Source organism: Streptomyces sp. PH9007 (genome assembly GCF_059813725.1).
The window spans coordinates 3,125,365-3,146,495 of sequence record NZ_CM187440.1; the positions used below are offsets into that span (position 1 = coordinate 3,125,365).

Sequence of the window (21,131 nt, forward strand, 5' to 3'; positions counted from 1 at the left end):
CGGGTCTGCGTCCCCCCTGGAAACCGCAGCTCAGGGGCCCTTTCGGGGTGCCTGTCCCACAGGGGGACGCAGGGTTCCCCTTCTTAGGACAGAGAGAGCTTCAAAGAGAACTACTTAGGCCCGGTTGGCTTGGTGGTGATCTCGATGAACCTGGAGCGTCCGGGGTCTTCCTGTCGGGAGCGACGGCCCCATTCGACGATGACGCCCCGGGCCGCCAGTGTCGGCTGCAGCCGCTTGAGCCGGTCGGAGAGCACCTTGCCGGTGGTCGGCCAGCCCTTGGGCACGGGGCGGTAGGCGCTGTCTTCGCTGCTGCCGGAGTAGAGCCGGGTGAAGATGTCGAGCCAGGCCGTGGAGGACTGCTGAGCCGGGGCGGTGCCCATGGTGGCGGCGTACTGGAGCACCGTCTGTGCCAGGACATCGCCTTCGATCACATCATCGGTGAGGTCATCAAGGCTGGCCCGGTAGGCGTTCACCGCGCCCAGGTGATGTGTCTGGTCGAACTGGCTGCACAGGTGGGCGAAGTCCGCCATGCGCAGATCGGTCGGCGTCTCCACCTGCTGCGTCCGGGCTTCAGCGGCCAGGTCGAGAACGCCACCGAGGATCGCGGGCAGGGCTTCGGCGAAGTCGGCCCACAGGTCAGCTTCCGGCCGCCGCCGCTCGGGCCGCTCCAGCTTGAGGTGCAGGAGGCGTTCACCGAGGTCGGGGCGGATGACGCCGACATCGATACCGGTCAGCAGTAGCGGCCGGCGGTAGCGGGAGCGGTGCACATCCCCATCGGTGTAGAGGGCGCGCTTGAGGGTTTCGGCGCCGGTCACGATGCAGCACATCAGGTCGGACATGTCCGCCGACAGGTGCGAGAGGTTGTCCAGCGGGGTGATCCACCCCGCCGCCACGGCCGTGATCAGGCCGTCCTCATCCTTCGGCGCCCTGCGCAGGTCCGCGCTCATGCCCTCGATCACGCGGGTGAGCATCCGGGCCGACGTGGACTTCCCCGAGCCCTGCGGGCCGGTCAAGAACGGGGCGGGCACCGGCACCGTGGGGTCAAGGCACCCCAGCAGCCACGCCACCGCCAGCGCGGAGGACTCGGCGTCGGAGAAGTTGCACAGCCCCCACAGCCGATCGATGCCCGCCAGGCCGTGACCGGACTCGGGGATCGGCAGTTCCCCGGTGAGCTGAGTCCGCCGCCACACCACCTCATTGACCTTCGGGATGCGGACTTCCCAGCCGTCCGGGGCGATCCGCACCGACTGCCCGTCATCCCGCCCCAGATCGAGCCACGTCACACCCGGCGTTGCCGAACACCGTGCGACGCGAAGGCTGACCTCCCGCAGTTCACCGCGCAGGGTCAGGGCCTCGATCAGGTCGAGCGCTTCCTTCATCGCCGTGCCCGAGAACACGCCAAGTCCCTCGTGGAACATGTCGAGCATCAGCTCTTGGCGGTGGCTTCCGGCGACGCCCTGGCTCTTCATCGGCCGGGCCACCGGGTGCCCGGCCCGCTGGGCATAGGGGGTGCCGTCCGGGGTGCGGAAGTACTCGAAGTGCTCCAGCGCGTACTTCGCGATCAGCTCGCGTGCCGACTGTTTGTCGTCCTGCTCGCTCACGCCGCCGCCACCTCTACCCCGGCCGTGGCGAACCCGCGCGCAACGGCGCGGGCCGCGTAGTCCTGCGGGACACCGACGGAGACGGCGGCGCCGATGATGTCCGCGCCGATGCCTTCCAGGTCGCACGGCCCCGGGCAGTCACGGTGCTGGGCACCGAGGAACCGCGCGACCCCGAACGCCTGAGACCCGGCACCGGACTCGGTGCGCGAGCGGACGAGGGACAGGCCCTTGTCCAGGCCGTGACGCACGTACCGGGCGGTGTGACGGCAACCCGTGGCCACCGTGCGATCCCAGCAGGCCGAACGCACCGCCATCGGCCCGGGGGCGGGAACTTCCTTCACTGGCAGCGCGCGAACGGCGGCCGGGAGCGGGGCGATGGTGCCGGTGCCGGGCCCCAGCCAGCGGGCGTAAGCGCCGTAGGACTTGATGTCCACACCGGGCCGCACCGCGTTGTGGGAGCGCATCACGCCCCGGTAGACCCAGTGCTGACCCCGGGTGGTGGCCACCGTGACCGTGGGCGGCAGCGTGGCCCGTGCCCACCCGACGGCGGCCGGGTTGTCCAGGTCCACCACGGTGACGCCCGCGCCGCCGGGGTGGTAGGCCAGCGCTTCCGCGTGCTGCCAGGCACGGACCCACGGGCTGGAGGTGATGACGGCGGGGTCGGTGGTGGCGGCTGCCCAGCCGTGGCAGGGGCGCGGGCAGACGCAGGGCCCGGCGGTCAGCATGTTCGGCCGGCCGCCGCAGCGCGGGACGCGGCGGCTGTCGTTGCGGCAGCCGTCGCAGTTGCCCATGGGCAGTTTCCCGGCGCGCAGGGGCAGCACCGGAAGCCCGTGCGTGGCCCGGTCGAGCGCCACGCGGTGCAGCGCGGGCAGGGTCTGAGATGTCATGCTGGTTGGTGCTCCGTTCTCTGAGCGGGGTGGGTAGAGCCGGGCGGCGGGCTGCATTGGCGTGGAACCCGCCGCCGGGCACATTCAGGCGTGGTGAACGTGGTCGAAGCCCTCAGTAGCCAGCTCGGCGGCGGTGGGCTTGTGGGCGTATTGCTGGCGCACGATCGCGGTGGGCACCTGCCGAGCCCGGTTGGCGTTGCGCTTCTCGCACTCGGCGAGCGGCAGGCCGAAGAGCACCGCTTCGGCGCGGCGCCCCCAGAATCGGGCGGCGGCGAGCAAGCCGCCCCGGACGTGCGGCGCGAGGTTGGTGTCCGCGATGAGCGTCGTCAGACCCCGGGACAACCGCGCCTCCACCAGCGCGTGCTGGACTCGAAGCGCGTCAAGGGTCGCGGACTGGTCGGCTTCGTCGTCGGCGACCTGACCGCGCAGGGTATCCAGACACAGGCTCCAGGTCGCCGGATAGCGGGCGGCGAAGGTGGACTTCCCGGACGCGCTGGGACCCACAAGGACAACGAGCGTCCCGGGGGCGAAGGTGATGGGAGTCATGACGCCTTCCGTCTGCGGAACCGGGCTGTCCGGCTCCCCTCACCGCCGGGAAGGTCCGGCGGATCGGGCAGCCGTCAGCGGGCCGCGTGGTGGAGCTTCAGGGCGTCGGTGAGGATCGCGGCGTGGTCGAAGGCCAGCGGCGGCAGATGGCGCACGTCCCACCAGCGGGCGGCGCGGGCGTCGTCGGCGGCGGTCGGCTGGGTGGGGTGGGGGATGACGGCGGCGTAGGCGGTGGTGACGTACGGGCCCCGGGGGTCGCGGCCGGGCTGGTCGTAGACGCCGACCAGGCGCAGGCTGCCGTCAACGGCGGGGACGCCGGTCTCCTCCAGCAGTTCGCGGTGTGCGGCGGCAAGGGCGGTCTCGCCGGGGTCGATGTGACCGCCGGGGATGGCCCACATGCCCTCGAAGGGCTCCCAGTTCCGCATGATGAGCAGAACGCGCAGGGGGCCGGGGGTGAAGATGATGGTGTCGGCGGTGTGGATGCTCACCGGTTGGGCTCCTATCGGATGTTGAGGTTGCGGGCCTTGACGCGGGCGCCCCGGTGGACGTGGATCTCGGTGCTGGCGCCCGCCCCGGTGTTGTCGGCGGCGGTGGCGCCGGTGCGGGGCATGCGGGCGACGACGGCGGCGAGCGCGAGTGCGGCGAGTCCGGCGGTGCCGAGTCCGGCGAACGCGGAGAGGACCTGTCCGATGCCCCAGCCGGTTCCGGCGGCGAAGACTCCACCGGCGGCGATGACCTGAGCGCGGGGGTCGATGCCCGCCCCGATGCCGCCCCGGGCCGGGGGCGCCGGGGCGGGGGCGGGCGGGGTGAAGTAGTCGGCGGGCAGGATCGAGCGGGGGACGGCGACGAAGCCGTTTCCGGGGCCGGGGACCCACACCATCGGCTCACTCGCCGGGGCGGGTTCGAGGGGTCCGGGGGTGATGGTGGTGGCGGTGAGCGCGGTGGTGGTGTCGGGCAGGCGATCCATGACGTTCCTCACTGTGTGTATCGGGGAGGGAGGCAAGGGGGCGCCCCGGGGATGCGGTTTCCGGGGGTTCCGGGGCGGTCCCTGGGGGCGCCTCCCTGCCTCCCTCGCAGGTCATCGCCGCTGATCAGGCTGGGGAGGCAGGGTGAGGGAGGCGGTTGGGGAGTTCTCCCCGCCTCCCTCGCTGCCTCCCTTCACTCGCTGTCACTTTCGGCGGTGTCGTCGGGCCGGGTGGCGATGGCGTCGCGGACGCGGGCGCGGGCCACGACCATGACGCCGCCGCTCTTGTAGGGGGCGGCCCCGGCCTCAGTCAGGAGGTGGGTCAGGTCGGATGCGGTCCACTCGCGGTACTCGCGCGGGTTGCGTTCGGCGAGCCGCTGCCGCACCTCGTCCGTCCGCATCCGCTCGGCGTCCCCGAGGACGCCGGCGATGTCGGCAAGGTGATCGACGGGGGTGTCGTCCACGGTCGTGGTGGCGGTGGTGACGTTCCCGCGGCTTGCCTTGGCCCGCTCGGCAATCTCGTTCGCGGCGGCGTCATCGACGTAGTGCGTCCGCACGGTGATCGAGGACTGCCCGGCCGGGACCTTGATGCCGTCGCCCGCGACCACGACGGTGCCCTTGTCGAGTCCCTGCCGCAGCAGGTGCGGGGCGGCCCCGCCGTCGATCGCCTTGTCCCCGAGCGCCATCCGGCCCTGAGACTCCGTTCCCAGCACGAGGGACGCGCGGATGTGGGCACCCTCGCGCACGAGCTTGGGAAGGTTGTCGTTGGTGGGGTCCTGCGTCCCCTGCCACAAGGTGACGGACACCGCGCGGCCCTGGTTGTGGATCTTCCGGACGGCGTTGAAGTACCGGCTGTTCGCCTTGGTGCCGCCGTAGGGCCGCTTGTCCTTCCCGATGGCCGGGCACATGAACGCGACCTGCGCTTCGTCCACGATGCCGACCAGCGGGGGGAAGACCGTCCCCTTCGGGGCGAGCATGCGCCGTTCCATCTCGGCGACCAGCCCTTCCACCATCTCGGTCGCCTCGATCACGTGCTCATCGGTCGGCCCCTCGATCAGCACCGTGGCCAAGCCGTCGAACATGCCCCAGTCGCCGATGCCCTTCAGGTCGGCAAGCCGGAACTCGACCGTGGGGTCGAGCGCGAGCCACAGCGCCAGCGCCCGCAGCGAAGCGGTCTTGCCCTGGTTCGACAGACCCGTGATGAGAAGGTGCCGCTGGAACAGGCTGATCGCGGCGGCATCGCCCCGCAGGTCCTGACCCCACGGGGCCCGGCCGGACTTGTAGTCGGCGCCGGTGTCGGGGTCGGTGACCAGCGGGGACGGCCCGATCGGCTCATCCAGCGCGCCCGAGTCGGCGATCCACAACCGCACCGTGCGGGCGGCCGGGGGGATCGTGATGAACACCTCGTGCTCATGCCTGCTGAGGTTCTCAGCGAGCTTCTTCCGGCGCTTTTGCACCTCGTCCGTGGACACACCGGACGGCAACGTCACATCGACTTCGACGCCGCACCCGGCGATCACGATGGGTCCGAGCATCTGCGCTCCGGCGTCGCCCATCCGCTTGATGGCCGTCCGCAGCGGAGCGATCCCCAGATCCCGCAGGGCAGTGACCACGATGCTCGGGGTGATCGGCGCCCCCGCATCGGTCCCGACCGCGCGCTGTGCGGCGGGCATAGCCCAGGTCGGGGCGGTCTGCGCGTGCCGGCCGACCGCCCACAACCCGGCGACGGCGAGCCACGGGGCGGCGGTGGTGGCCGGGCCCCACACCATGGCGATGAAGTCCGCTGCCCAGCGGATGCCCTCGATCAGGCCGATCGTGGGGGTGAGGACATCCGCCCACGAACCGGTGGACCACGCCAGCGCACCCCCCAGCGCCAGCAGCACACCCGCCCCGGTGGCGGCACCGGCGACGGCACCCCGGGCGATCTTCTGCGGGGCGGTCAGCAGGTCCATGCGCCGCTGATGACGGGCCGCGCGGAATGCACGGCCGCGCTCCTCCCACTCCCGCGCAACATCGTGCAGACCGGCGGCTTCAGCGGCCTGCATCATCCGCTCGTACCGGGCGGCGGTACGGGCCGACCACGCCCGCCGCGCGACCACGCGGGTGCCACCGGTGATGTAGAGGCTGTGCCGCACGGCCAAACGGCCTGCGGTGCGGGCGTGTTCGCCCGTGACTGCCTTCCGCAGCGCGCGCCCGGCCTTAAGCACCCGCCGCTTCTTACGCGGCCCCACAGCGGCCGGTGCGGCGGCGGGCGCGTGGGGGTGGAGGGGAACGACCGGCGCCAGCGTCTCAGCGGCGGGGGGCTTCTTGGCCAGCGACACCGGGCTGGGGCGGTTGGCGAGTTTGGGCGGGCGGACGGTGCCGTTCACGGATACGTCGGTCATGCTGAGGGCTCCTGTTCTCACACGTTGGGTCAGGGGCCCCGGGGACGGCCGCGTTGCTGCCAGGCTGGGCAGCCGTCCCCGGGGGCGAAGTCAGCCGCGCGGCTCGGCGCGCTCCACGCGCTTCAGCCGGTTCTCGGCGTCCTTGCGGGCCTTCTTCGCGTCGCCCTTCTCGGCGCGGGACGCGCACCGCTCGGTGGTCCGCGCCACCGCGAGCGTGTTCTTCGCGTCCTCCAGCTCGACCTTCCAGGCGGCGTACTCGCGGGCGAACCGCTCCTCACCGCGCTTGTTGATGCGGTCGATCGCGTTCAGGTGCTTGTCGCTGGCGCCTTCGCCGGCCATCAGGTCGCGGGCCAGTTCACGGATGCGGGCGGCCTTCTCGGACGGGGTGAACAGACGGGGGGTAGACACGGGGATGTCCTTTCGTCGGCCGTGTGGCCGGGTCACAGGGGGTGGGTCAGAGGTCGAACAGCCCGGTCTGGCCCGGGTCCGGCGCCGACGCGGCGGCCTTGCGGGCGGCGCGTCGGGCCTGGTCGAGACAGCCCGGGCACCAGGCGGCCAGCTCACCGCGCGGCAGGCGGGCGGCGGCAACTCCGGTGATGGCCGGGTCGGCGGGTGCGGCGGACAGACGGACCGGGGCACGCCGCTTGCTGGCGTACTTGCCGTGCTCGTGCGTGCAGCGGCCTTCGCCCGTCTTGTGGGGCTGGCCGCACGCGCCCCGGCACTGGCAGCGCCAGCCGGCGGCCCGCATCACCGCACTCCACAGCGACGCGCAGACGATCGGCTCGTTCATGCGGCCACCGCCACGGGGAACATGCGGGCGGCCAAGCCGTGGAGCGCGGCGGCGGCCTGGCGGGGGATGACGCCGTTGCCCAGGGCGTGGAGCTGCTGGTTGCGGCTCAGTCCGGGCACGTCAGTGACCCAGCCGGCGGCCAGGCCCTGCATCCATTCGACGAAGGGCGGGTTCAGTCGTCCCAGAGCGTCGGTTGGAGCGGGTGCGGGCCGTCCGAGGACGTGTTCCCAGCGTCGGATCGCCGGCGCGAACTTCCCCCAGCCCTGGCCGCCTGGTCCAGGTTCACGATGACCTCGTTCAGCGGCCGGGAGTTCCTGTCCAGGATGTTGGAGGCGCCGGACTTCCAGTCCCGGGCGGCCGGGGTGGGCAGCAGCGCCGGCGAGGACGAACAGGCGCTTGCGGATGTGCGGGGCTCCGATGGCCGCCGCGCTCGCAACGTCCCATTCCGCATCGAGCCCGAGGTGGGCAAGGTCGGCGAGGACGGTGTCGAAGCCGCGTCGAAGGTGTCCCGGGACGTTCTCAAAGACCGCGAGTGCGGGTCGTAGACCGCGAAGGGAACCAGCGATCCAGGGCCAGATGTGCCGCTCATCGGCGGTGCCTTTCTGCTGTCCCGCGTCACTGAAGGGCTGGCACGGATACCCGCCGATGTAGATGTCCACCAGCGGCACATCCGCCCAGTTCACGGTCTTGATGTCGCCCAGGTTCGGCACCCCGGGGAAACGGTGCGCGAGGATCGCCGACGCCCCCGGATCGGGGTCCGCGACCCACACCACCTCACCCCCGAACACGGCCTGGACGGCCAAGTCCAGGCCGCCGTACCCCGTACACACCGAACCGATCCGCAGACCGCTCACGACACAACCCCCGCACGGTCGGCCCTGAGAGCGTCCCGCAGCCGGCGGGCGGACTCGGCGGACGTGCGAACCGCCAGCCGGATCGAGTTGGCAGTCAGCCGGGTGTCGTCCCAGTCGGCCGTAGCGGTCCGGGCTTCGGTGAGGAGTTCGTCCCACGACCGCTTCCGGTTGGCCGTGCGGGCGGCCGGGGGAACCGGCGCGCTCACCCGGGCCGGGCGGGGCGAGTCGGCCGCCGCAACCACCGGTCGGGGCGACCGGTCGGGGTCGGAGTCGGGCACGACTGCCGGAGCGACCGGGGCCGACTCGGCAACGGTCTCGGACTGCTGTTCGAGCAGGTCAGAGGGCGACCGCTTTACGGTGTCCTGTGTGGATTTCTCCACATTCACGAGGAGCGGAGCGGGGTCTTCCACCACGACCGGGCCGACCGGTGCAGTCGGGGCGCCTCCGAACATGTCGGCAAGGGCCGCGTCGGCACCGGACTGGAGTCGGGCCCGCTGGATGTCCAGCAGTCCACCGGCGAGAGTCGGGTCACCGTGCCCGACCTTCCGGGCCAGCACCCACGACCGGCGCTCAGACGCTTTCCGCTGCCGGTCGCCCGGGTGGGAGGTGGCGCGGGCGCGGTGGTAGGCAAGCTCCCGGACCAGTTCGGCCGCGCGGGCTTCCGCCTCGACATCCCGGCCGACCTGATGCACCACGATTCGACGCGCAAGGAAGGCCATGCCCTCAGCCGCCACGGTCATGCCCATCGGGGTGACGGCGTAGATGACGCCCTGGCCGATGTCGTCGGCTGCGGTGACGGCCATCGCGGACGCGGCAGCAGGAAGAAGCCACAGCCCGATCCGCACGACGGCGGGGGAGGACTGTCCCAGCATGGTCAGCCCGAGCAGAACCAGCGCGAGCACCGCCGTGGCGCCTTCACCGGCCGCGACGGCGCCGACGGCCGTGCCCTGCCCGTACTCGGCAGCGATGTTCGTGTAGGTGCCGATCCCGCCCGCGACACCGGTTCCGAGCATCGGCACGAACGCCAGCGACAGAACCAGCTTCTGGGCCCAACTGAGCGACCGGCCGCCGCCCTGTGTCTGGGTGTCGTTCACAGGGCACCGCCGATCAGGGTCAGCGCGGCGATGACCAGCAGCGCGCCGCCGGTGCGGATGGCGTCCACGGCCCGCTGAAGCGCGCGGTGCTTGGCCACCGCGATGCGGGACAGCACCGCGATCGCGTGGTGACGGCGGTCCTCGGTCAGCGACTCCCGCACCTGCTCACCGGTCAGACCGGCCCAGTACGGGAAGCTGGCGCGGTCGGTGCCACCGAGGCGGGGGCGGATGACCGACAGCAGCATGACGGCGGCCACCACGAGGGCGGCGGCGCCGGTGCCGGCGGCGATCGCGCCGACCAGCGGCAGCGTCACCGAGCTGCCGGCCGCGCCGATCGCGGCGAGCGAGCCGGTCACCACCGCCATCAGCAGACCGGCCTTGGTGTCCGTGCGGGCGATCTGCGACTGCACCTCCGACAGTGCACCGGTCAGGGCGGTGTCAGCGGCGGGGGTCAGGTCCGGGGTGGTGGTCACTGGGACACCGCCGTCCGGCCCCGGAGGGCGGTGACGAGCTGGCGGTGGGCGAACTCCTCGACGGCCATCACCGTGACGGCGGCCACCGGGGCGATCAGCTCGGGGTCATCCGCCAGGATGTCGGCCGCCGCGTCCATGCGGGCGGCCCGCTCCTCGTCGGTCTCGGTCTCGGAGCCGAGCCACAGCTCGGGCGGCGTGCCGAGCGCCAGCTCCAGGTAGTCACTGTTGTCCAGCACCTCATGGGTGCCGATGAAAGAACGCATGTGAAGGCCCTCCAAGGGGCGGGTAGAGCCGGGGGCAGGCTGCATTTGGCGTGGAACCTGACGCCCCGGCGGCGTGAGAGCGGAACGGGCTGTCCGGCTCCCCTCTGCCCCGCCCGGCACGTGTCCGGGCGGGGGAGGCAACCGTCAGCGGCTTGAGCGGCGGTTGGCCCGCTCAGCGGCAGCGTCAGCGGCCTTCCGGCTGCCGTAGGTCTGCCGGTACTCGCCGTCCGGATCCACGAGGGTCCAGGTCGGACGGCTTCGGGGTGTGTCCTGCGCGACCTCGACCGTGAACCGCCGGCCGGGCATCAGATCGCCGCCAGGACCAGCGCGGCGGCGGCGAGCACCACGACGTGGGCCGTCTGATCGACGTGCGCGGCCCCGCCGTTCTTGGCCCATCCCTGCTGGCGGGCTACCCGCATCCACCACGCGACCGGCCACCGCCGATCGATGAAGGCGTGCGTCCCACCGATCCAGGCCAGCGCGGCGAGCGCGGGTACGAGCGGCAGGCTCCAGCCGAGAACGACGGCGCCGACCGCCAGCAGCAGCCCGCAGGCAGCCACGTGGGTCAGGGCGTGAGCGGCGTTGGCCTTCCACCCGGCCGCCCCGCAGGCCGCCTTGTGTGCGGCCTGGTGATCGGTCTGCAACGGGTAGTCGGCCAGCAGGTGCGCGACGTACAGCAGGATGAAGACCTCAGCGAACACGCTGGTCACCGCCCCTGCTTGAGCTTGGCGTCCTCGGTGGACTGCTTGTTCTGCTTGTCGACCTTGGCCCACAGCTCTTTCTTCTGTTCCTCGGTCATGCGTCCGGGGATACGCTTCACGGATCACTCCTACTTGGCTTAGGTGTGGTCCGGCCCGGGCCAGCGGTCGAGTCGCTGGTTCCGGGCCGTTGTCTTGCGTGGGCGGGGGAGGGATCGCACCTCCATCTCCGCAGAGACCCACTGAGGGCCGCCCTTGGGGTTGCCACCGCCGTGCCCGACACCTCCTTCCGGGGGCTTCGGCGGACCCTTTTCAGTTCTCAAAGATCAGCAGGTCACAGACGGACGGAGCGCGCGGACGTACCGCCTTCTCCGGAGCCGTCAGGCCCGAGTGGAAGCAGCCCAAAGAAGGCCCTTCCGGGGTCTCACTTCGCTTTCGCTCGGTGCGACGTGAACAACATACGCAGCCTGGCTAGGTAGGTCAACCAGGCAAGGAAGGATGAGCAGGATGGCCTTCCTGGGAATCATGGGGAGGTGGCCTACCATGGGAGCCATGAGCCTTGACCCAGATGACACGCGTCCCGCTTTTCAGCAGGTCAGCAGTGCGCTGCGGGCCGAAATCCGAACCGGTAAGTACGGGCCCGGTGACCAGCTCCAGTCAGGCCCCGAGCTGGTGAAGCGCTTCGGTGTTGCGAAAGCGACCATCGCCAAGGCACTCGACCAGCTCCGGGACGAAGGGCTGATCGTGACGCGCAAGGGCAAGGGGAGCTTCGTACGCCAGCGGACGGAGCGGCCGATCGGCCTGCGTCCGCACCTGGAAGCAGCCTTCGAAGAGCAGCAGGTGACCATCGACTTCGCCGGGTTCTCCAGCGAGACCCTGCACGGGGCCATTCAGGAACCGCTCGACAAGGTCCGGTCGGGACGGCTCACGCCGCAGTCCATCACCGTGCGGCTGCTGCTGCCGGACAGCACGGCGCCCATGGCGGTGCCCGTGCTGGTGGACGAACTCCGTGACGACAACGCGCTCCGAGCACGGGCGGGGCGGATCGCCGTGACTCACGCCGGCGGGATCAAGCACTCGGTGGAGGTGCTCGCCGAACTGGGGCTGGTGCAGTCGGCCAAGGTGGAGATCCGGGTCTGCCGGGCATCGGCGCTGTTCAAGCTGTACATCGTGAACGGCTCCGAAGCCTTCTTCGGCTTCTACCCCCTGCGGCAGCGGACCATGGAGGTCGCGGACGAGGAGAAGACGTTCTTCGACATCACCGGCAAGGACACGACACTCTTCCACCATTCGGCGGGAGCGGACGAGTTGGCCCTCGGCTCCCAGTACGTACAGCAGTCCCAGCGCTGGTTCGACAGCGTCTGGGAGAGCATCGCCTTCGAGAGGTCGGCATGAGCGAGCCAATGCGGCAGCTCGTTGCCGCTCTTCCCAGGGTGAAGTGCGTCCTCGCCGACTTCGACGGGCCCTTCTGCGCCGTCTTCGCCGGCCTTCCCGCCGATCAGGTCGCCGTCCGGCTGGTTGAACGGCTGTCGGCTTCGGGCCACAAGGTTCATGAGGGATGGCGAGCGGAGAGCGACCCCTTCACCCTGTTGCACCGCATCGACCGCGAGGCCCCGGAACTGGTGGCCGCTGCCGACGCGATCCTGGTGGAGCTGGAGACCGAAGCCGCCCGCCGCGCCCGGCCGAACGCGGACATGGCGCCGATGCTCGACGCCTGTGCCGAGTCCGGGCGCTCCGTCATTGTCGTCAGCAACAACGCGGGGCCCGCCATCGACGCCTACCTGGAGCAAGAAGGGCTGGCGGACCGCATCGATCGGGTAGTTGGTCGGGCCCCCGGCGATCCGTCGTCCATGAAGCCCAGTCCGCGCCTGCTGCTGGATGCGATGGGCACGACCGACCCCGTGGCCTGTGTGTTCATCGGCGATTCGGTCCGCGACGTGGAAGCGGGACACGCGGCCGGCGTGCCCACCATCGGCTACGCGAACAAGCCGGGCAAGGACAAGAAGCTCACCGAGGCGGCAGCGGCCGTGGTCGTGCCCTCGATCGCTGACATCACCGAAGCCCTGCGCCTGACGCCAGTTGACGACATCGTTTGACGCCAACACCGGGGTACACCGGAGGACTGCGGCGTACGTGCGGGTCATGCGGGGGCGGCTCCGGCCATGGCTCAGCTGGTAGCCTGATCGCCGGGGGATTGACCTGATAAGGATGAGGCCACAGGTTCAAGTCCTGTTAGCCCCACCAGCGTGAACGCCCCCGGCCGGATTCGGCCGGGGGCGTTCTGCGTCACTGGTTGACGCCAACCGCCGGTCGGGGCACCGCGCTCGGGGGCCCGCCCGACCGGGTGAGCCGTACTCGCTCTTGACAGCGGCGCTTCGCCCGGCTCATTCGGTATCATCGGGCGGCGGATGATTGTTTACGTCGAAGAAGGACGAGGTAGCGCGGTGAAGAAGCTCCTCCTGGTCGCACTGGCCACCGTCGGTGGCCTCCTCGTGTACCGGCAGCTCCAGGCCAAGAAGGCCGAGGACGACCTCTGGACGGAGGCCACGGACACCGTGCCGGCCGACTCCACCCCAGCGGGCGTCTGACTCCCAGGAATATCGCCTCCGGGCCCCTGCCGCGCAGCTAGCGGCCGGGGTCCGTTGTGCTGTCGGGCGCCTTCTGGTGGTGGTCCAGGCGGCGCAGTCCGTCGAGGACGATGTCGGTGGTGCGGGTGATGGCGGCGTGCAGGTCCTCGGGGGAGCCGCCGTTCTCCAGGACCACCGAGGCGACCAGCTGCTGGGCGCCGCCGAGCGCGCCGACGGCCGCCATGGCGTCGAGCGGGGTGAGTTCACCGGCGAAGACCTCCGTCAGGGCGTCGGCCAGATCCCGCTGGAGGGCGAAGGTGAGGTGGAGTTCGCGGGCCTGGAGGGCGGGGACCGTGGCCACCAGGGCGTCGCGGACGGGAGCGAGGGCGAAGAGCAGGTCCACTCCGGTGTCCCGGTCGGTGGTGATGCCCCGTACGGTGCGGCTCAGCAGTGTGCTCAGGCTCTCGCCGGGGGCGCGGTCGCTGATGATGGCCAGCGCGTGCCGGCGGCGCGGCTCGAAGTCGAAGAAGACCACATCTTCCTTGCTCGCGAAGTAGCTGAAGAAGGTGCGGGTGGAGATGTCGGCCGCGGCGGCGATCTGATGGAGCGTGGTGCGCTCGTACCCCTGCTCGGTGAACAGGCGCAGGGCGGCTTCGATGAGGGCTTGCCGGGTGCGGCGTTTCTTGCGTTGGCGCAGCCCCGGTTCCTCGGTCACGGCGAGAACCTAGCACATCGTGGCCGAAAACAGCGCTTGCTGAATATTTTCACCGGATGAGATTTTGCATCGAGTGCTTTTTTCTGGGGTAAGGCGTGGTCATGAGCGATGTGACGATGTCCGGCACGGCCGCCGAACCCGCACCACAGGCGCTGCCCCTCACCCGGCCGAACCCCTTCGATCCGCCGCCCGGGCTGACCGCCCGGGCCGGCGAACCGCAGATCCGCCGCATGACCTTCGCCGACGGCCACCTCGGCTGGCTGGCCACCGGCCACACCACCGCCCGCGCGATCCTCGCCGACCCGCGGTTCAGCACGCGCCCCGAACTCAACCACCCGCCCATGGGGCGGCCCGAGAAGCCGAAGGACGTCACCCCCTCCGGCTTCTTCCTGTTGATGGACCCGCCCGACCACATCCGCTACCGCAAGCTGCTCACCGGGCAGTTCACCGTGCGCCGGATGCGGCAGCTGGAGGGCCGGATCGGCGAGATCATCACCGAGCGGCTCGACGCGATGGCCGCCGCCGGACCCCCGTCCGACCTGGTCCAGGACTTCGCGCTGCCCATCCCCTCCCTGGTCATCTGCGAACTGCTCGGCGTCCCCTACTCCGACCGGGCCGGCTTCCGGCGCGACACCGAACGGCTCATCGACTTCGAGCTCCCGGAGGAGGAGGTCACCGCCGCCCTGGACCGGCTGACCGGCTACCTCCAGGAACTGGTGGCCGACAAACGCGCCGAGCCCGCCGACGACCTGATCAGCTCCCTGGCCGCCGACCCCACGCTCTCCGACCGCGAGATCGCCGGCATGTCCACCCTGCTGCTCCTCGCAGGACACGAGACCACCTCCAACGTGCTCGCACTGGGCACCTTCGTCCTGCTGACCGATCCAGCCGTCCGGGCGGCCGCCGCCGATCCGGCCACCGTCAACACCACCGTCGAGGAACTGCTGCGCTACCTCAGCGTGGTGTACGTCCTCGTCCGTACCGCCCTGACCGACGTCGAGATCGAGGGGCAGCTGATCCGGGCCGGCGAGACGGTGACCCTCCACCTCGGCGCCGCCAACCGCGACCCGGCGCGCTTCACCGACCCGGACCGCCCCCACGCGGCGGCCGACCGGCCGGGGCATCTCGCCTTCGGCCACGGCATCCACCAGTGCCTGGGCCAGCAACTCGCCAGGATCGAGCTGCGGCTGGCCTTCCCCGCTCTCCTGCGCCGCTTCCCGGGATTACGGCTCGCCGCCCCGCCCGAAGAGGTACCCGTACGCGCCCGGGCCACCATCCACGGGCTGCACCGGCTGCCCGTCACCTGGTGAGCGGGGAGCGGACCGCCGTCCGGATCACGGCGGATCAACAGGTGTGCGTGGCGGCCGGGATGTGCGCGCTCACCGCGCCGGAGGTCTTCGACCAGGAGGAACACCAGGGCACCGTGGTCCTCCTGACCCCCGAACCCACCCGGGAGCAGGAAGCACTGGTACGCGAAGCGGTCGCCCTTTGCCCGTCCGGCGCGCTCCGGCTGGGCACCGGGTAACCCGCCGGCCGGACCGGCGGGCGGGATGAGCCCGGCGGGTCGGGATCGCGGGGCACGTGACCATGGACCGGATACGACGCACGGACGGGGTTCTCGTCGGCGCGGCGGGCACGATGCCGAGGCTCATGCCGGCCGCGCCGGCGCGTATCTCACGACGCTCGCCGCGTCGGGCCCGGGCGCCCAGGTGCTGAAGGACGACCGGTGCCGGACAGGGCTCGGGGTGCTGCTGCTGGTCGCCCTGGGTGGACGGCGGCTGCGCGACCTCTGCCCGCTGCCGTGCCCCCATGGCTCTCCTCACCGGTCAGCAACTCGACGGCCGCCGTGAGGACCTCCCCATCAGCCCTGGTGGCTCTCGTAGTGCTCGACGGCCTCACGGGTGCGGGCGATGCCGTAGATCCGCAGGAATTCCGCCAGTTCGGGATGGCTGCCGGCGAGCAGCCGGGAGGCGCTCTGGATCTCGGTGGCGTCGGAGACCGAGCGCAGCAGTGCCTGGATCTCGCGGACGACGCGCTTGGTGGGGTTGGCGGGGATGCCCAGGGAGCCGGAGCGGGCGGTGCCGGAGTGGGCGCCCAGGACGTTGCCGCCGGAGTTGCGGCGGATGTCGTCCATGGCGGCGGTGGCCTCGGCGGCGCTCAGGTGGCCGGCGCGTACCTCGGTGGCAAGTTCCTGCAACGCGCGGACCCGCTGGACGACGGCGGGGTTGCCGATCTTCGCCCGCTGGCCGCTCATCAGCTGGGAGAGCATGGGCGCGGAGAGCCCGAGAACGACGGCGAGCCGTGCCTGGTTGAGGCCGAGGTCGGTGATCAGCCTGCGGAAGAGGGTGCCCAGGGGCTCTCCGTACCAGGTGGTCTGCTGCTCTCTCGCCTTCTCCGTGGCCTCCTGCTGGGCTGAGTCCATCGTTCTCTCCCCTTTGTTCTCCCCTGATCGCTTCACGTGAGCGAAGTTGCGCGTCATCCTACGGAGCGCGGTGGCGCGGGGCGATACCCGGTCGGTTTCCGGTGGGAAGATTGGGTACGCTAGGGCATGCCCGAGAGGGCCCCGGGGCCTTAGCTCAGTTGGTAGAGCGCCGTCTTTGCATGGCGGATGTCAGGAGTTCGACTCTCCTAGGCTCCACGATCAAGTCCCCTCTGAACTGCGGAGACGCAGTTTCAGAGGGGATTTTTCGTGACCATCGGCGGGCGCGTTGGTTCTCTCCGGGCGTGGGGGGAGCCCCTGCCTCCCCAGGGATGTGCACTCCTTTGTCTCTTCCGGTGATCTCCTGGGACGTATGCCGGTGCGTGAGGGCTTCCCGCGGGTGCAGGTGGGCTCGGTGGTCGCGACGGTGGGGCCTGGATCCGTGCAAAGTCCGTCACTCCATGGGCTGGTATCGGCACATCCGTGAGACCACCCCCGGCCCTTCCATGGCTCGCCACACTCCAGCCGCTCACCGAAACCCGCAGCTCGGACAGCGAAATCCCGCTGGAGTACTAGGCCGTTTCCTGCGGATCATCGGATCGTTGGTTGATGTGTGTCGTTGACTGATGCCCAGTGGGCGAGGATCGAGCCGTTGCTGCCGGACCGGACACCTCGGCGGGGAGGGCGGTGGCGGGATCACCGCCCGGTGATCGACGCGATCGCCTTCAAATACCGCACCGGGACGCCGTGGATGGATCTGCCCGAGCGCTTCGGGTCGTGGAAGGGCGTCCACAACCGGCTGCGGTGCTGGGCCGCCGACGGCACCTGGGAGAAGGTCTTCACCGCCCTGCTCGCCCAGGCCGACGCCGAGGGCGACATGGACTGGGTCATCGCGGTCGACTCCACGATCGTCCGTGCTCACCAGCACGCCGCCGGGGCCCGCAAAAAGGGGCCCCGGCCGGCGAGCCGGACGACCATGCCCTCGGACGGTCCCGCGGCGGACTGACCACCAAGATCCATCTCGCCGCCGACAGCCGCTGTCGGCCCCTGGCCTTCGTCCTCACCCCGGGCCAGGCAGGGGACGCACCCGCGTTCGCCCAGGTCATGAACCAGTTACGGGTGCCCCGGCCGACCGGCCGGCCCCGGACAACACCGGAGATGGTCCTGGCCGACAAGGCTTACTCCTCACGCGCTATCCGGGCCCACCTCCGTCGGCGCGGAATCCGGGCAGTCATTCCCGTTCCCGCTGACCAGGCAACCAACCGCAAACGACGCGGCAGCCGGGGCGGCCGCCCGCCCGCGTTCGACCGAGAGGCATACAAGCAGCGCAACACCGTCGAACGCTGCATCAACAAACTCAAGCAATGGCGCGGCCTGGCCACCCGATACGACAAGACCGCCACCATCTACCAGGCCGCACTCCACATCGCCGCCATCCACACCTGGTCAGCACGATGATCCAAAAGAAACGGCCTAGCCCTCTTCCGGACGCAAAGTGTCAAAGGTGGCCGTTACGTCGTCCGGGTGGTAGTAGGTGCGCCCGGTGTCGGTGTAGCGACGCCATCGATACGTATGGGCATAGCGGTAAATGGTGCCCTTGGGAATGCGCCAGAGAGTGGCGATGTCATGGGCGGTCAGGCCGGTCACGGCGATTTCGCGATTCACGCTCTTTCCCCCTGGCTGTTTTGCATCCGGCGCGCGAGTTTTGTCCACCAAGTGATCGGCCACGTGTGACCCGAGGACATCGTGCAGGCAATCTCGGAGGAGAAATCCCTGTGCGGGCGGATACGTGCGACCAGTTCACCACCGCATTCGCTGTCGGGGCAGTAACCGACACGCACACGTCGAACGCTGCCCGGATACGCGATGTCGTTGGCGGTACGCGTGAGATCCCGGATTTCGTTCACCAGCTCGCCCGCGGCGGGATGGCGGCTCAGCCACTCGGCGTGCCGCACCAGAAAGTGAGCGAGCGTCCGGACCTCTCGGATCGGTGGCTCCAGTCGGCGCTCGTTGGCGACGAGGCCGGCCCAGGAGGCGAGGACCGTGCAGATCGAAGACCGTATCTCCGCGGCGGCGGGGTTCATCGAATCGGTGCCGGCGGCCTTCCGTGGCACCTTCCGTATGACGCGCACCAAATTTTGTCGGGTGCCCGTGCCGCAGTCGGAATACAGCGTGGGCAGATTGAGCAGATCATTGATGAGACGATCCCGGCACGACAAGCATAAAGTTCCCCCGTCACCGGAGCGGCCTGGTCTTTCCCCCGGACTTCCGCATGCGGATCGGCACAGTGCTCTGCCCACCACATTCCCCCTTCTGGTGTGCATACAACCTCGGCTGGTCAGTCGAGGAATGGTGCCCGTGTGCCCCTGCCACGGGATGATGCGCGGCGCACCGGCAGAACTGTGGTCGGGCCGGACAGCGGCCGCGAGATTGCCGCGTGGCGAAGGATGGCCCAGATTCCTAGAGATGACAGCACTCGTCAAGAGCGATTTGCCATTCTCACTCTGAGTGTCTGATTCCGCTTACTCGCGAGGGTGGAGCGGCGACATGGAGGACCGTGTGACGCAGGTCACTTTTGCTCGTGTCACAGGGGAACCGTCTGTCTCGTCCCATGGGGGAACCCATCCCGACGCAGGAGGCAGACATGAAGGTTGCGGTGGCAGGCGCCGGGTACGCCGGGACTCTCGCGGCGAACCGACTGGCGAAGAAGGTTCCTGAAGCGGAGATCACGGTGATCAATCCGCGGCCCGACTTCGTCGAGCGGGTGCGACTGCACGAGCAGGTCGCCGGAACGGGCAAGGCCGCCACCCCCCTCACGAAGATGCTGCGCGACGGCATCCACGCACGACTGGCGTCCGTCGAGAAGATCGGCAACGGCAGCGTGACGCTCGATCTGGGAGAGAACCTCGACTTCGACTACCTGTTCCTGGCGGTCGGCAGCACGGTCTCGCCGCTGCCCGGCACGATCCCGGTCGGGACGTGGGAGGGTGCGGAGCATGCCCGCACGGCACTGGCGCGGCTGCCCGCCGGCAGCACCGTGTCCGTCATCGGTGCGGGGCTGACCGGCATCGAGACGGCGGCCGAAGTCGCCTACGGGCGCTCCGACCTGCGGGTGCGGCTGGTGGGACAGAGCCTCGCGCCCACCTTCTCGGAAGGGGCCCGCAAGCGGGTACGCACCGGCCTGGAGCGCTTGAAGGTGACGGTGCTGGAGGACACCGTGACCCAGGTGCTGCGCGGTGAGGGCGAGCCGGGAGCCGACAAGGTGCTGCTGCGATCGAACGGGGAGTTCGGTTCGGACCTCACCCTGTGGGCCGTGCTCGGCACTGTTCCCGATCTGGCCGCGCGCAGCAGCCTGAAGGTCGATGAGCACGGCTACGCCGTCGTCGACGCGTATCTGCGCAGTGTGAGTGACCCGCGGATCTTTGTCATCGGCGATTGCGCCGCCGTCCCCGGCGCCCGCCCGGCGTGCCAGACGGCGGGTCCGCAAGGAGCGCACGCCGCCGACACCCTGGCCCGGCTGCTCAAGGGCCGCAAGATCAAGCCGTACTCGCAGGGGTACACGGGGACCGCGCTCAGTCTCGGCAAACGCGATGCCGTGGTCCAGCTGACCCGGCGGGATGACAGCCCGAAGCGGCTGTACATCGCCAGCCGCATCGCGGCGGTGGGCAAGGAAGCAGGGGCACGGACGGCCAAGTACTGCGCGCGCACCGCGAAGATCACCTGGCGGTCGGGGCCGAAGCAGCCAAGCGGCGCCAAGTAAGCCGGAGCCGGTACCGGCTGCCGGGCCCTTGCCGGTCCGGGCGGTCGGCGAAGTCCGCGCCGGACCACCCGCACCGGCCCCGGGCGCGCTCGGTTCTTCCCGTCAATCCGCAGACCGACGGGCCTGGTTCACCTCGCGGTTGACCTCCCAGGCATCGGCCACCGGACCCACATGGCCCAGCTTGTCGGGGTTGATCACCGAGCGGATGGTCTGGATACGCCCCTCGACGATGTCAAGGGACAAGGTGTTGAGCACCTTGTTGTCCCGGTCCCGGAAGATCGCGCCCGGGTGGCCGTTCACCTCGCGTGGCTCCCACTCCACCCCGATCTCGACCATCCAGGGGAAGATCGCACCCAGCAGCCGGGCCACATTCTCCAGGCCGCTGGTTCCATGGGCCAGCTGCGGGGCCTTGCCGCCGCCGTCCCCGACCATCTGCACGTCGGCGGCCAGCAGTTCCCGCAGGCCCGCCACATCGCCTTCCCGGAGCGCCTCGAAGAAGCGCGCCGCCAGTTTCTCCCGCTCCTGGCGGTCGGCCTCGAATCGGGGGCGGCCCGCGTCCATGTGGCGCCGCGCCCGGGCCGCGAGCTGGCGGCATGCAGGCTCCGACCTTCCCACCGCCGACGCGATCTCGGAATAGCCGAACCCGAACACCTCCCGCAGGACGAAGACCGCCCGCTCCAGCGGGCTGAGCCGTTCGAGCAGCAACAGGGCGGCCATCGACACCGAGTCCGCCAGCTCCGCCGACCGCGCCGGGTCCTCGTAGGGGTCGCTGAGCAGCGGCTCGGGGAGCCACTGCCCGACGTACCTCTCCCGCCGGAAGCGGGCCGAGCGCAGCACGTCGATGGAGATCCGGGTGACCGTGGCCGAGAGGAATGCCTTGGTCGAGGTGTGTGGTGTGCTGGAGGACTCGAAGCGCAGCCAGGTCTCCTGGACCGAGTCCTCGGCCTCGCTCACGCTGCCGAGTATCCGGTAGGCGATCGAGAACAGCAGGGGTCTCAGCTGTTCGAACTCCTCGGTCCGGGTCATAAGAACTCCTCTGTGAAGCCTGGGCGCCACGAGGGGTGGCGCGGTTGCCGGCCAAGCTCCGGCTCGGCCCGGGCGTTGGAGAAAGCACGC

At 70.3% G+C, this 21,131-nt stretch carries 24 protein-coding genes, 1 tRNA gene and 1 pseudogene; 8 read left to right on the forward strand and 18 right to left on the reverse strand.

The window, feature by feature from the left end:
• Nucleotides 1-110: 110 nt before the first annotated feature.
• The 13 genes from ACTFAP_RS14200 to ACTFAP_RS14260 form a co-directional block, all read right to left on the reverse strand.
• Complete coding sequence (locus ACTFAP_RS14200; RefSeq protein ID WP_500469325.1) at nt 111-1,601, reverse strand: AICE element replication initiation protein; 1,491 nt, start codon at nt 1,599-1,601, stop codon at nt 111-113.
• Entirely contained in the window at nt 1,598-2,488 is an 891-nt protein-coding gene (locus tag ACTFAP_RS14205) for a bifunctional DNA primase/polymerase (RefSeq protein WP_500469327.1), read from the reverse strand. The genes ACTFAP_RS14200 and ACTFAP_RS14205 overlap by 4 nt, the downstream gene beginning before the upstream one ends.
• Before the next feature lie 84 nt (nt 2,489-2,572).
• Nucleotides 2,573-3,034: an AAA family ATPase gene (locus ACTFAP_RS14210; protein ID WP_500469328.1), complete on the reverse strand. Its 462-nt coding sequence runs from the start codon at nt 3,032-3,034 to the stop codon at nt 2,573-2,575.
• 74 nt (nt 3,035-3,108) lie between these two features.
• On the reverse strand, nt 3,109-3,522 hold the full coding sequence (locus ACTFAP_RS14215) for an NUDIX domain-containing protein (RefSeq protein WP_500469329.1): 414 nt from the start codon (nt 3,520-3,522) through the stop codon (nt 3,109-3,111).
• Between the two features lie 11 nt (nt 3,523-3,533).
• Nucleotides 3,534-4,001: a hypothetical protein gene (locus ACTFAP_RS14220; protein ID WP_500469330.1), complete on the reverse strand. Its 468-nt coding sequence runs from the start codon at nt 3,999-4,001 to the stop codon at nt 3,534-3,536.
• 191 nt (nt 4,002-4,192) lie between these two features.
• Entirely contained in the window at nt 4,193-6,382 is a 2,190-nt protein-coding gene (locus ACTFAP_RS14225; RefSeq protein ID WP_500469331.1) for an FtsK/SpoIIIE domain-containing protein, read from the reverse strand.
• A gap of 90 nt (nt 6,383-6,472) precedes the next feature.
• Nucleotides 6,473-6,790 (reverse strand): hypothetical protein, encoded by a 318-nt coding sequence (locus ACTFAP_RS14230; protein ID WP_500469333.1) that lies wholly within the window; start codon nt 6,788-6,790, stop codon nt 6,473-6,475.
• Between the two features lie 46 nt (nt 6,791-6,836).
• The gene (locus ACTFAP_RS14235) at nt 6,837-7,172 is read right to left on the reverse strand and encodes a hypothetical protein (protein WP_500469334.1); all 336 of its coding nucleotides are present in this window, start codon (nt 7,170-7,172) and stop codon (nt 6,837-6,839) included.
• A complete protein-coding gene (locus tag ACTFAP_RS14240) occupies nt 7,169-8,026 on the reverse strand; it encodes a DNA cytosine methyltransferase (protein ID WP_500469336.1) in 858 nt (285 codons plus the stop codon). The genes ACTFAP_RS14235 and ACTFAP_RS14240 overlap by 4 nt, the downstream gene beginning before the upstream one ends.
• Complete coding sequence (locus ACTFAP_RS14245) at nt 8,023-9,120, reverse strand: conjugal transfer protein (protein WP_500469338.1); 1,098 nt, start codon at nt 9,118-9,120, stop codon at nt 8,023-8,025. Before ACTFAP_RS14245 ends, ACTFAP_RS14240 begins: the two co-directional genes overlap by 4 nt.
• Complete coding sequence (locus ACTFAP_RS14250; protein ID WP_500469339.1) at nt 9,117-9,593, reverse strand: Pycsar system effector family protein; 477 nt, start codon at nt 9,591-9,593, stop codon at nt 9,117-9,119. Before ACTFAP_RS14250 ends, ACTFAP_RS14245 begins: the two co-directional genes overlap by 4 nt.
• A complete protein-coding gene (locus ACTFAP_RS14255; RefSeq protein ID WP_500469341.1) occupies nt 9,590-9,856 on the reverse strand; it encodes a hypothetical protein in 267 nt (88 codons plus the stop codon). Before ACTFAP_RS14255 ends, ACTFAP_RS14250 begins: the two co-directional genes overlap by 4 nt.
• 305 nt (nt 9,857-10,161) lie before the next feature.
• A complete protein-coding gene (locus tag ACTFAP_RS14260; RefSeq protein ID WP_500469468.1) occupies nt 10,162-10,557 on the reverse strand; it encodes a DUF3307 domain-containing protein in 396 nt (131 codons plus the stop codon).
• A gap of 549 nt (nt 10,558-11,106) precedes the next feature.
• On the opposite strand from ACTFAP_RS14260, the gene ACTFAP_RS14265 reads away from it, so the two are divergent.
• From ACTFAP_RS14265 to ACTFAP_RS14275, 3 genes are all read left to right on the forward strand, one after another.
• Nucleotides 11,107-11,949, forward strand: a complete 843-nt coding sequence (locus tag ACTFAP_RS14265; protein WP_500469343.1) for a GntR family transcriptional regulator — start codon at nt 11,107-11,109, stop codon at nt 11,947-11,949.
• 8 nt (nt 11,950-11,957) lie between these two features.
• A complete protein-coding gene (locus tag ACTFAP_RS14270) occupies nt 11,958-12,650 on the forward strand; it encodes an HAD family hydrolase (RefSeq protein WP_500469344.1) in 693 nt (230 codons plus the stop codon).
• Nucleotides 12,651-12,998: 348 nt separating this feature from the next.
• On the forward strand, nt 12,999-13,142 hold the full coding sequence (locus tag ACTFAP_RS14275; RefSeq protein ID WP_218941161.1) for a DLW-39 family protein: 144 nt from the start codon (nt 12,999-13,001) through the stop codon (nt 13,140-13,142).
• A 37-nt stretch (nt 13,143-13,179) separates the two neighbouring features.
• Here the strand turns inward: ACTFAP_RS14275 and ACTFAP_RS14280 are convergent, their stop codons facing one another.
• Complete coding sequence (locus tag ACTFAP_RS14280; protein WP_500469346.1) at nt 13,180-13,836, reverse strand: TetR/AcrR family transcriptional regulator; 657 nt, start codon at nt 13,834-13,836, stop codon at nt 13,180-13,182.
• Between the two features lie 101 nt (nt 13,837-13,937).
• Here ACTFAP_RS14280 and ACTFAP_RS14285 point away from each other — a divergent pair, with 101 nt between their 5' ends.
• Nucleotides 13,938-15,146, forward strand: a complete 1,209-nt coding sequence (locus ACTFAP_RS14285; RefSeq protein WP_500469347.1) for a cytochrome P450 — start codon at nt 13,938-13,940, stop codon at nt 15,144-15,146.
• Nucleotides 15,143-15,361, forward strand: coding sequence for a (4Fe-4S)-binding protein (locus ACTFAP_RS14290; RefSeq protein WP_495684835.1), 219 nt, complete (start codon nt 15,143-15,145; stop codon nt 15,359-15,361). Before ACTFAP_RS14285 ends, ACTFAP_RS14290 begins: the two co-directional genes overlap by 4 nt.
• 336 nt (nt 15,362-15,697) lie before the next feature.
• Here the strand turns inward: ACTFAP_RS14290 and ACTFAP_RS14295 are convergent, their stop codons facing one another.
• Nucleotides 15,698-16,258: a helix-turn-helix domain-containing protein gene (locus tag ACTFAP_RS14295; RefSeq protein WP_500469349.1), complete on the reverse strand. Its 561-nt coding sequence runs from the start codon at nt 16,256-16,258 to the stop codon at nt 15,698-15,700.
• A 143-nt stretch (nt 16,259-16,401) separates the two neighbouring features.
• Between ACTFAP_RS14295 and ACTFAP_RS14300 the strand changes: the two genes are divergently transcribed.
• Both ACTFAP_RS14300 and ACTFAP_RS14305 read left to right on the forward strand, forming a co-directional pair.
• Nucleotides 16,402-16,474: transfer RNA gene (locus ACTFAP_RS14300), tRNA-Ala, on the forward strand.
• Between the two features lie 394 nt (nt 16,475-16,868).
• Nucleotides 16,869-17,713: pseudogene (locus ACTFAP_RS14305) on the forward strand (IS5 family transposase).
• 15 nt (nt 17,714-17,728) lie between these two features.
• Here ACTFAP_RS14305 and ACTFAP_RS14310 read toward each other — a convergent pair.
• Complete coding sequence (locus ACTFAP_RS14310; protein WP_390115648.1) at nt 17,729-17,920, reverse strand: hypothetical protein; 192 nt, start codon at nt 17,918-17,920, stop codon at nt 17,729-17,731.
• A complete protein-coding gene (locus tag ACTFAP_RS14315; RefSeq protein WP_495684836.1) occupies nt 17,917-18,474 on the reverse strand; it encodes a hypothetical protein in 558 nt (185 codons plus the stop codon). Before ACTFAP_RS14315 ends, ACTFAP_RS14310 begins: the two co-directional genes overlap by 4 nt.
• Nucleotides 18,475-18,899: 425 nt before the next feature.
• Between ACTFAP_RS14315 and ACTFAP_RS14320 the strand changes: the two genes are divergently transcribed.
• Nucleotides 18,900-20,015 carry an NAD(P)/FAD-dependent oxidoreductase gene (locus tag ACTFAP_RS14320; RefSeq protein ID WP_500469351.1) on the forward strand — a complete coding sequence of 372 codons (1,116 nt, stop codon included), beginning with the start codon at nt 18,900-18,902 and terminating at the stop codon, nt 20,013-20,015.
• A gap of 102 nt (nt 20,016-20,117) precedes the next feature.
• Here ACTFAP_RS14320 and ACTFAP_RS14325 read toward each other — a convergent pair whose 3' ends face one another.
• Complete coding sequence (locus ACTFAP_RS14325) at nt 20,118-21,041, reverse strand: RNA polymerase sigma-70 factor (RefSeq protein ID WP_390115654.1); 924 nt, start codon at nt 21,039-21,041, stop codon at nt 20,118-20,120.
• Nucleotides 21,042-21,131 lie beyond the last annotated feature (90 nt).

Excerpts from the sequence above, each read along its gene's own strand:
- ACTFAP_RS14320 (WP_500469351.1), top strand. The coding sequence starts at position 18,900 with ATGAAGGTTGCGGTGGCAGGCGCCGGGTACGCCGGGACTCTCGCGGCG.
- ACTFAP_RS14265 (WP_500469343.1), top strand. The coding sequence starts at position 11,107 with ATGAGCCTTGACCCAGATGACACGCGTCCCGCTTTTCAGCAGGTCAGC.
- ACTFAP_RS14285 (WP_500469347.1), top strand. The coding sequence starts at position 13,938 with ATGAGCGATGTGACGATGTCCGGCACGGCCGCCGAACCCGCACCACAG.
- ACTFAP_RS14220 (WP_500469330.1), bottom strand. The coding sequence starts at position 4,001 with ATGGATCGCCTGCCCGACACCACCACCGCGCTCACCGCCACCACCATC.
- ACTFAP_RS14210 (WP_500469328.1), bottom strand. The coding sequence starts at position 3,034 with ATGACTCCCATCACCTTCGCCCCCGGGACGCTCGTTGTCCTTGTGGGT.
- ACTFAP_RS14225 (WP_500469331.1), bottom strand. The coding sequence starts at position 6,382 with ATGACCGACGTATCCGTGAACGGCACCGTCCGCCCGCCCAAACTCGCC.
- ACTFAP_RS14295 (WP_500469349.1), bottom strand. The coding sequence starts at position 16,258 with ATGGACTCAGCCCAGCAGGAGGCCACGGAGAAGGCGAGAGAGCAGCAG.
- ACTFAP_RS14270 (WP_500469344.1), top strand. The coding sequence starts at position 11,958 with ATGCGGCAGCTCGTTGCCGCTCTTCCCAGGGTGAAGTGCGTCCTCGCC.
- ACTFAP_RS14325 (WP_390115654.1), bottom strand. The coding sequence starts at position 21,041 with ATGACCCGGACCGAGGAGTTCGAACAGCTGAGACCCCTGCTGTTCTCG.
- ACTFAP_RS14205 (WP_500469327.1), bottom strand. The coding sequence starts at position 2,488 with ATGACATCTCAGACCCTGCCCGCGCTGCACCGCGTGGCGCTCGACCGG.
- ACTFAP_RS14255 (WP_500469341.1), bottom strand. The coding sequence starts at position 9,856 with ATGCGTTCTTTCATCGGCACCCATGAGGTGCTGGACAACAGTGACTAC.
- ACTFAP_RS14235 (WP_500469334.1), bottom strand. The coding sequence starts at position 7,172 with ATGAACGAGCCGATCGTCTGCGCGTCGCTGTGGAGTGCGGTGATGCGG.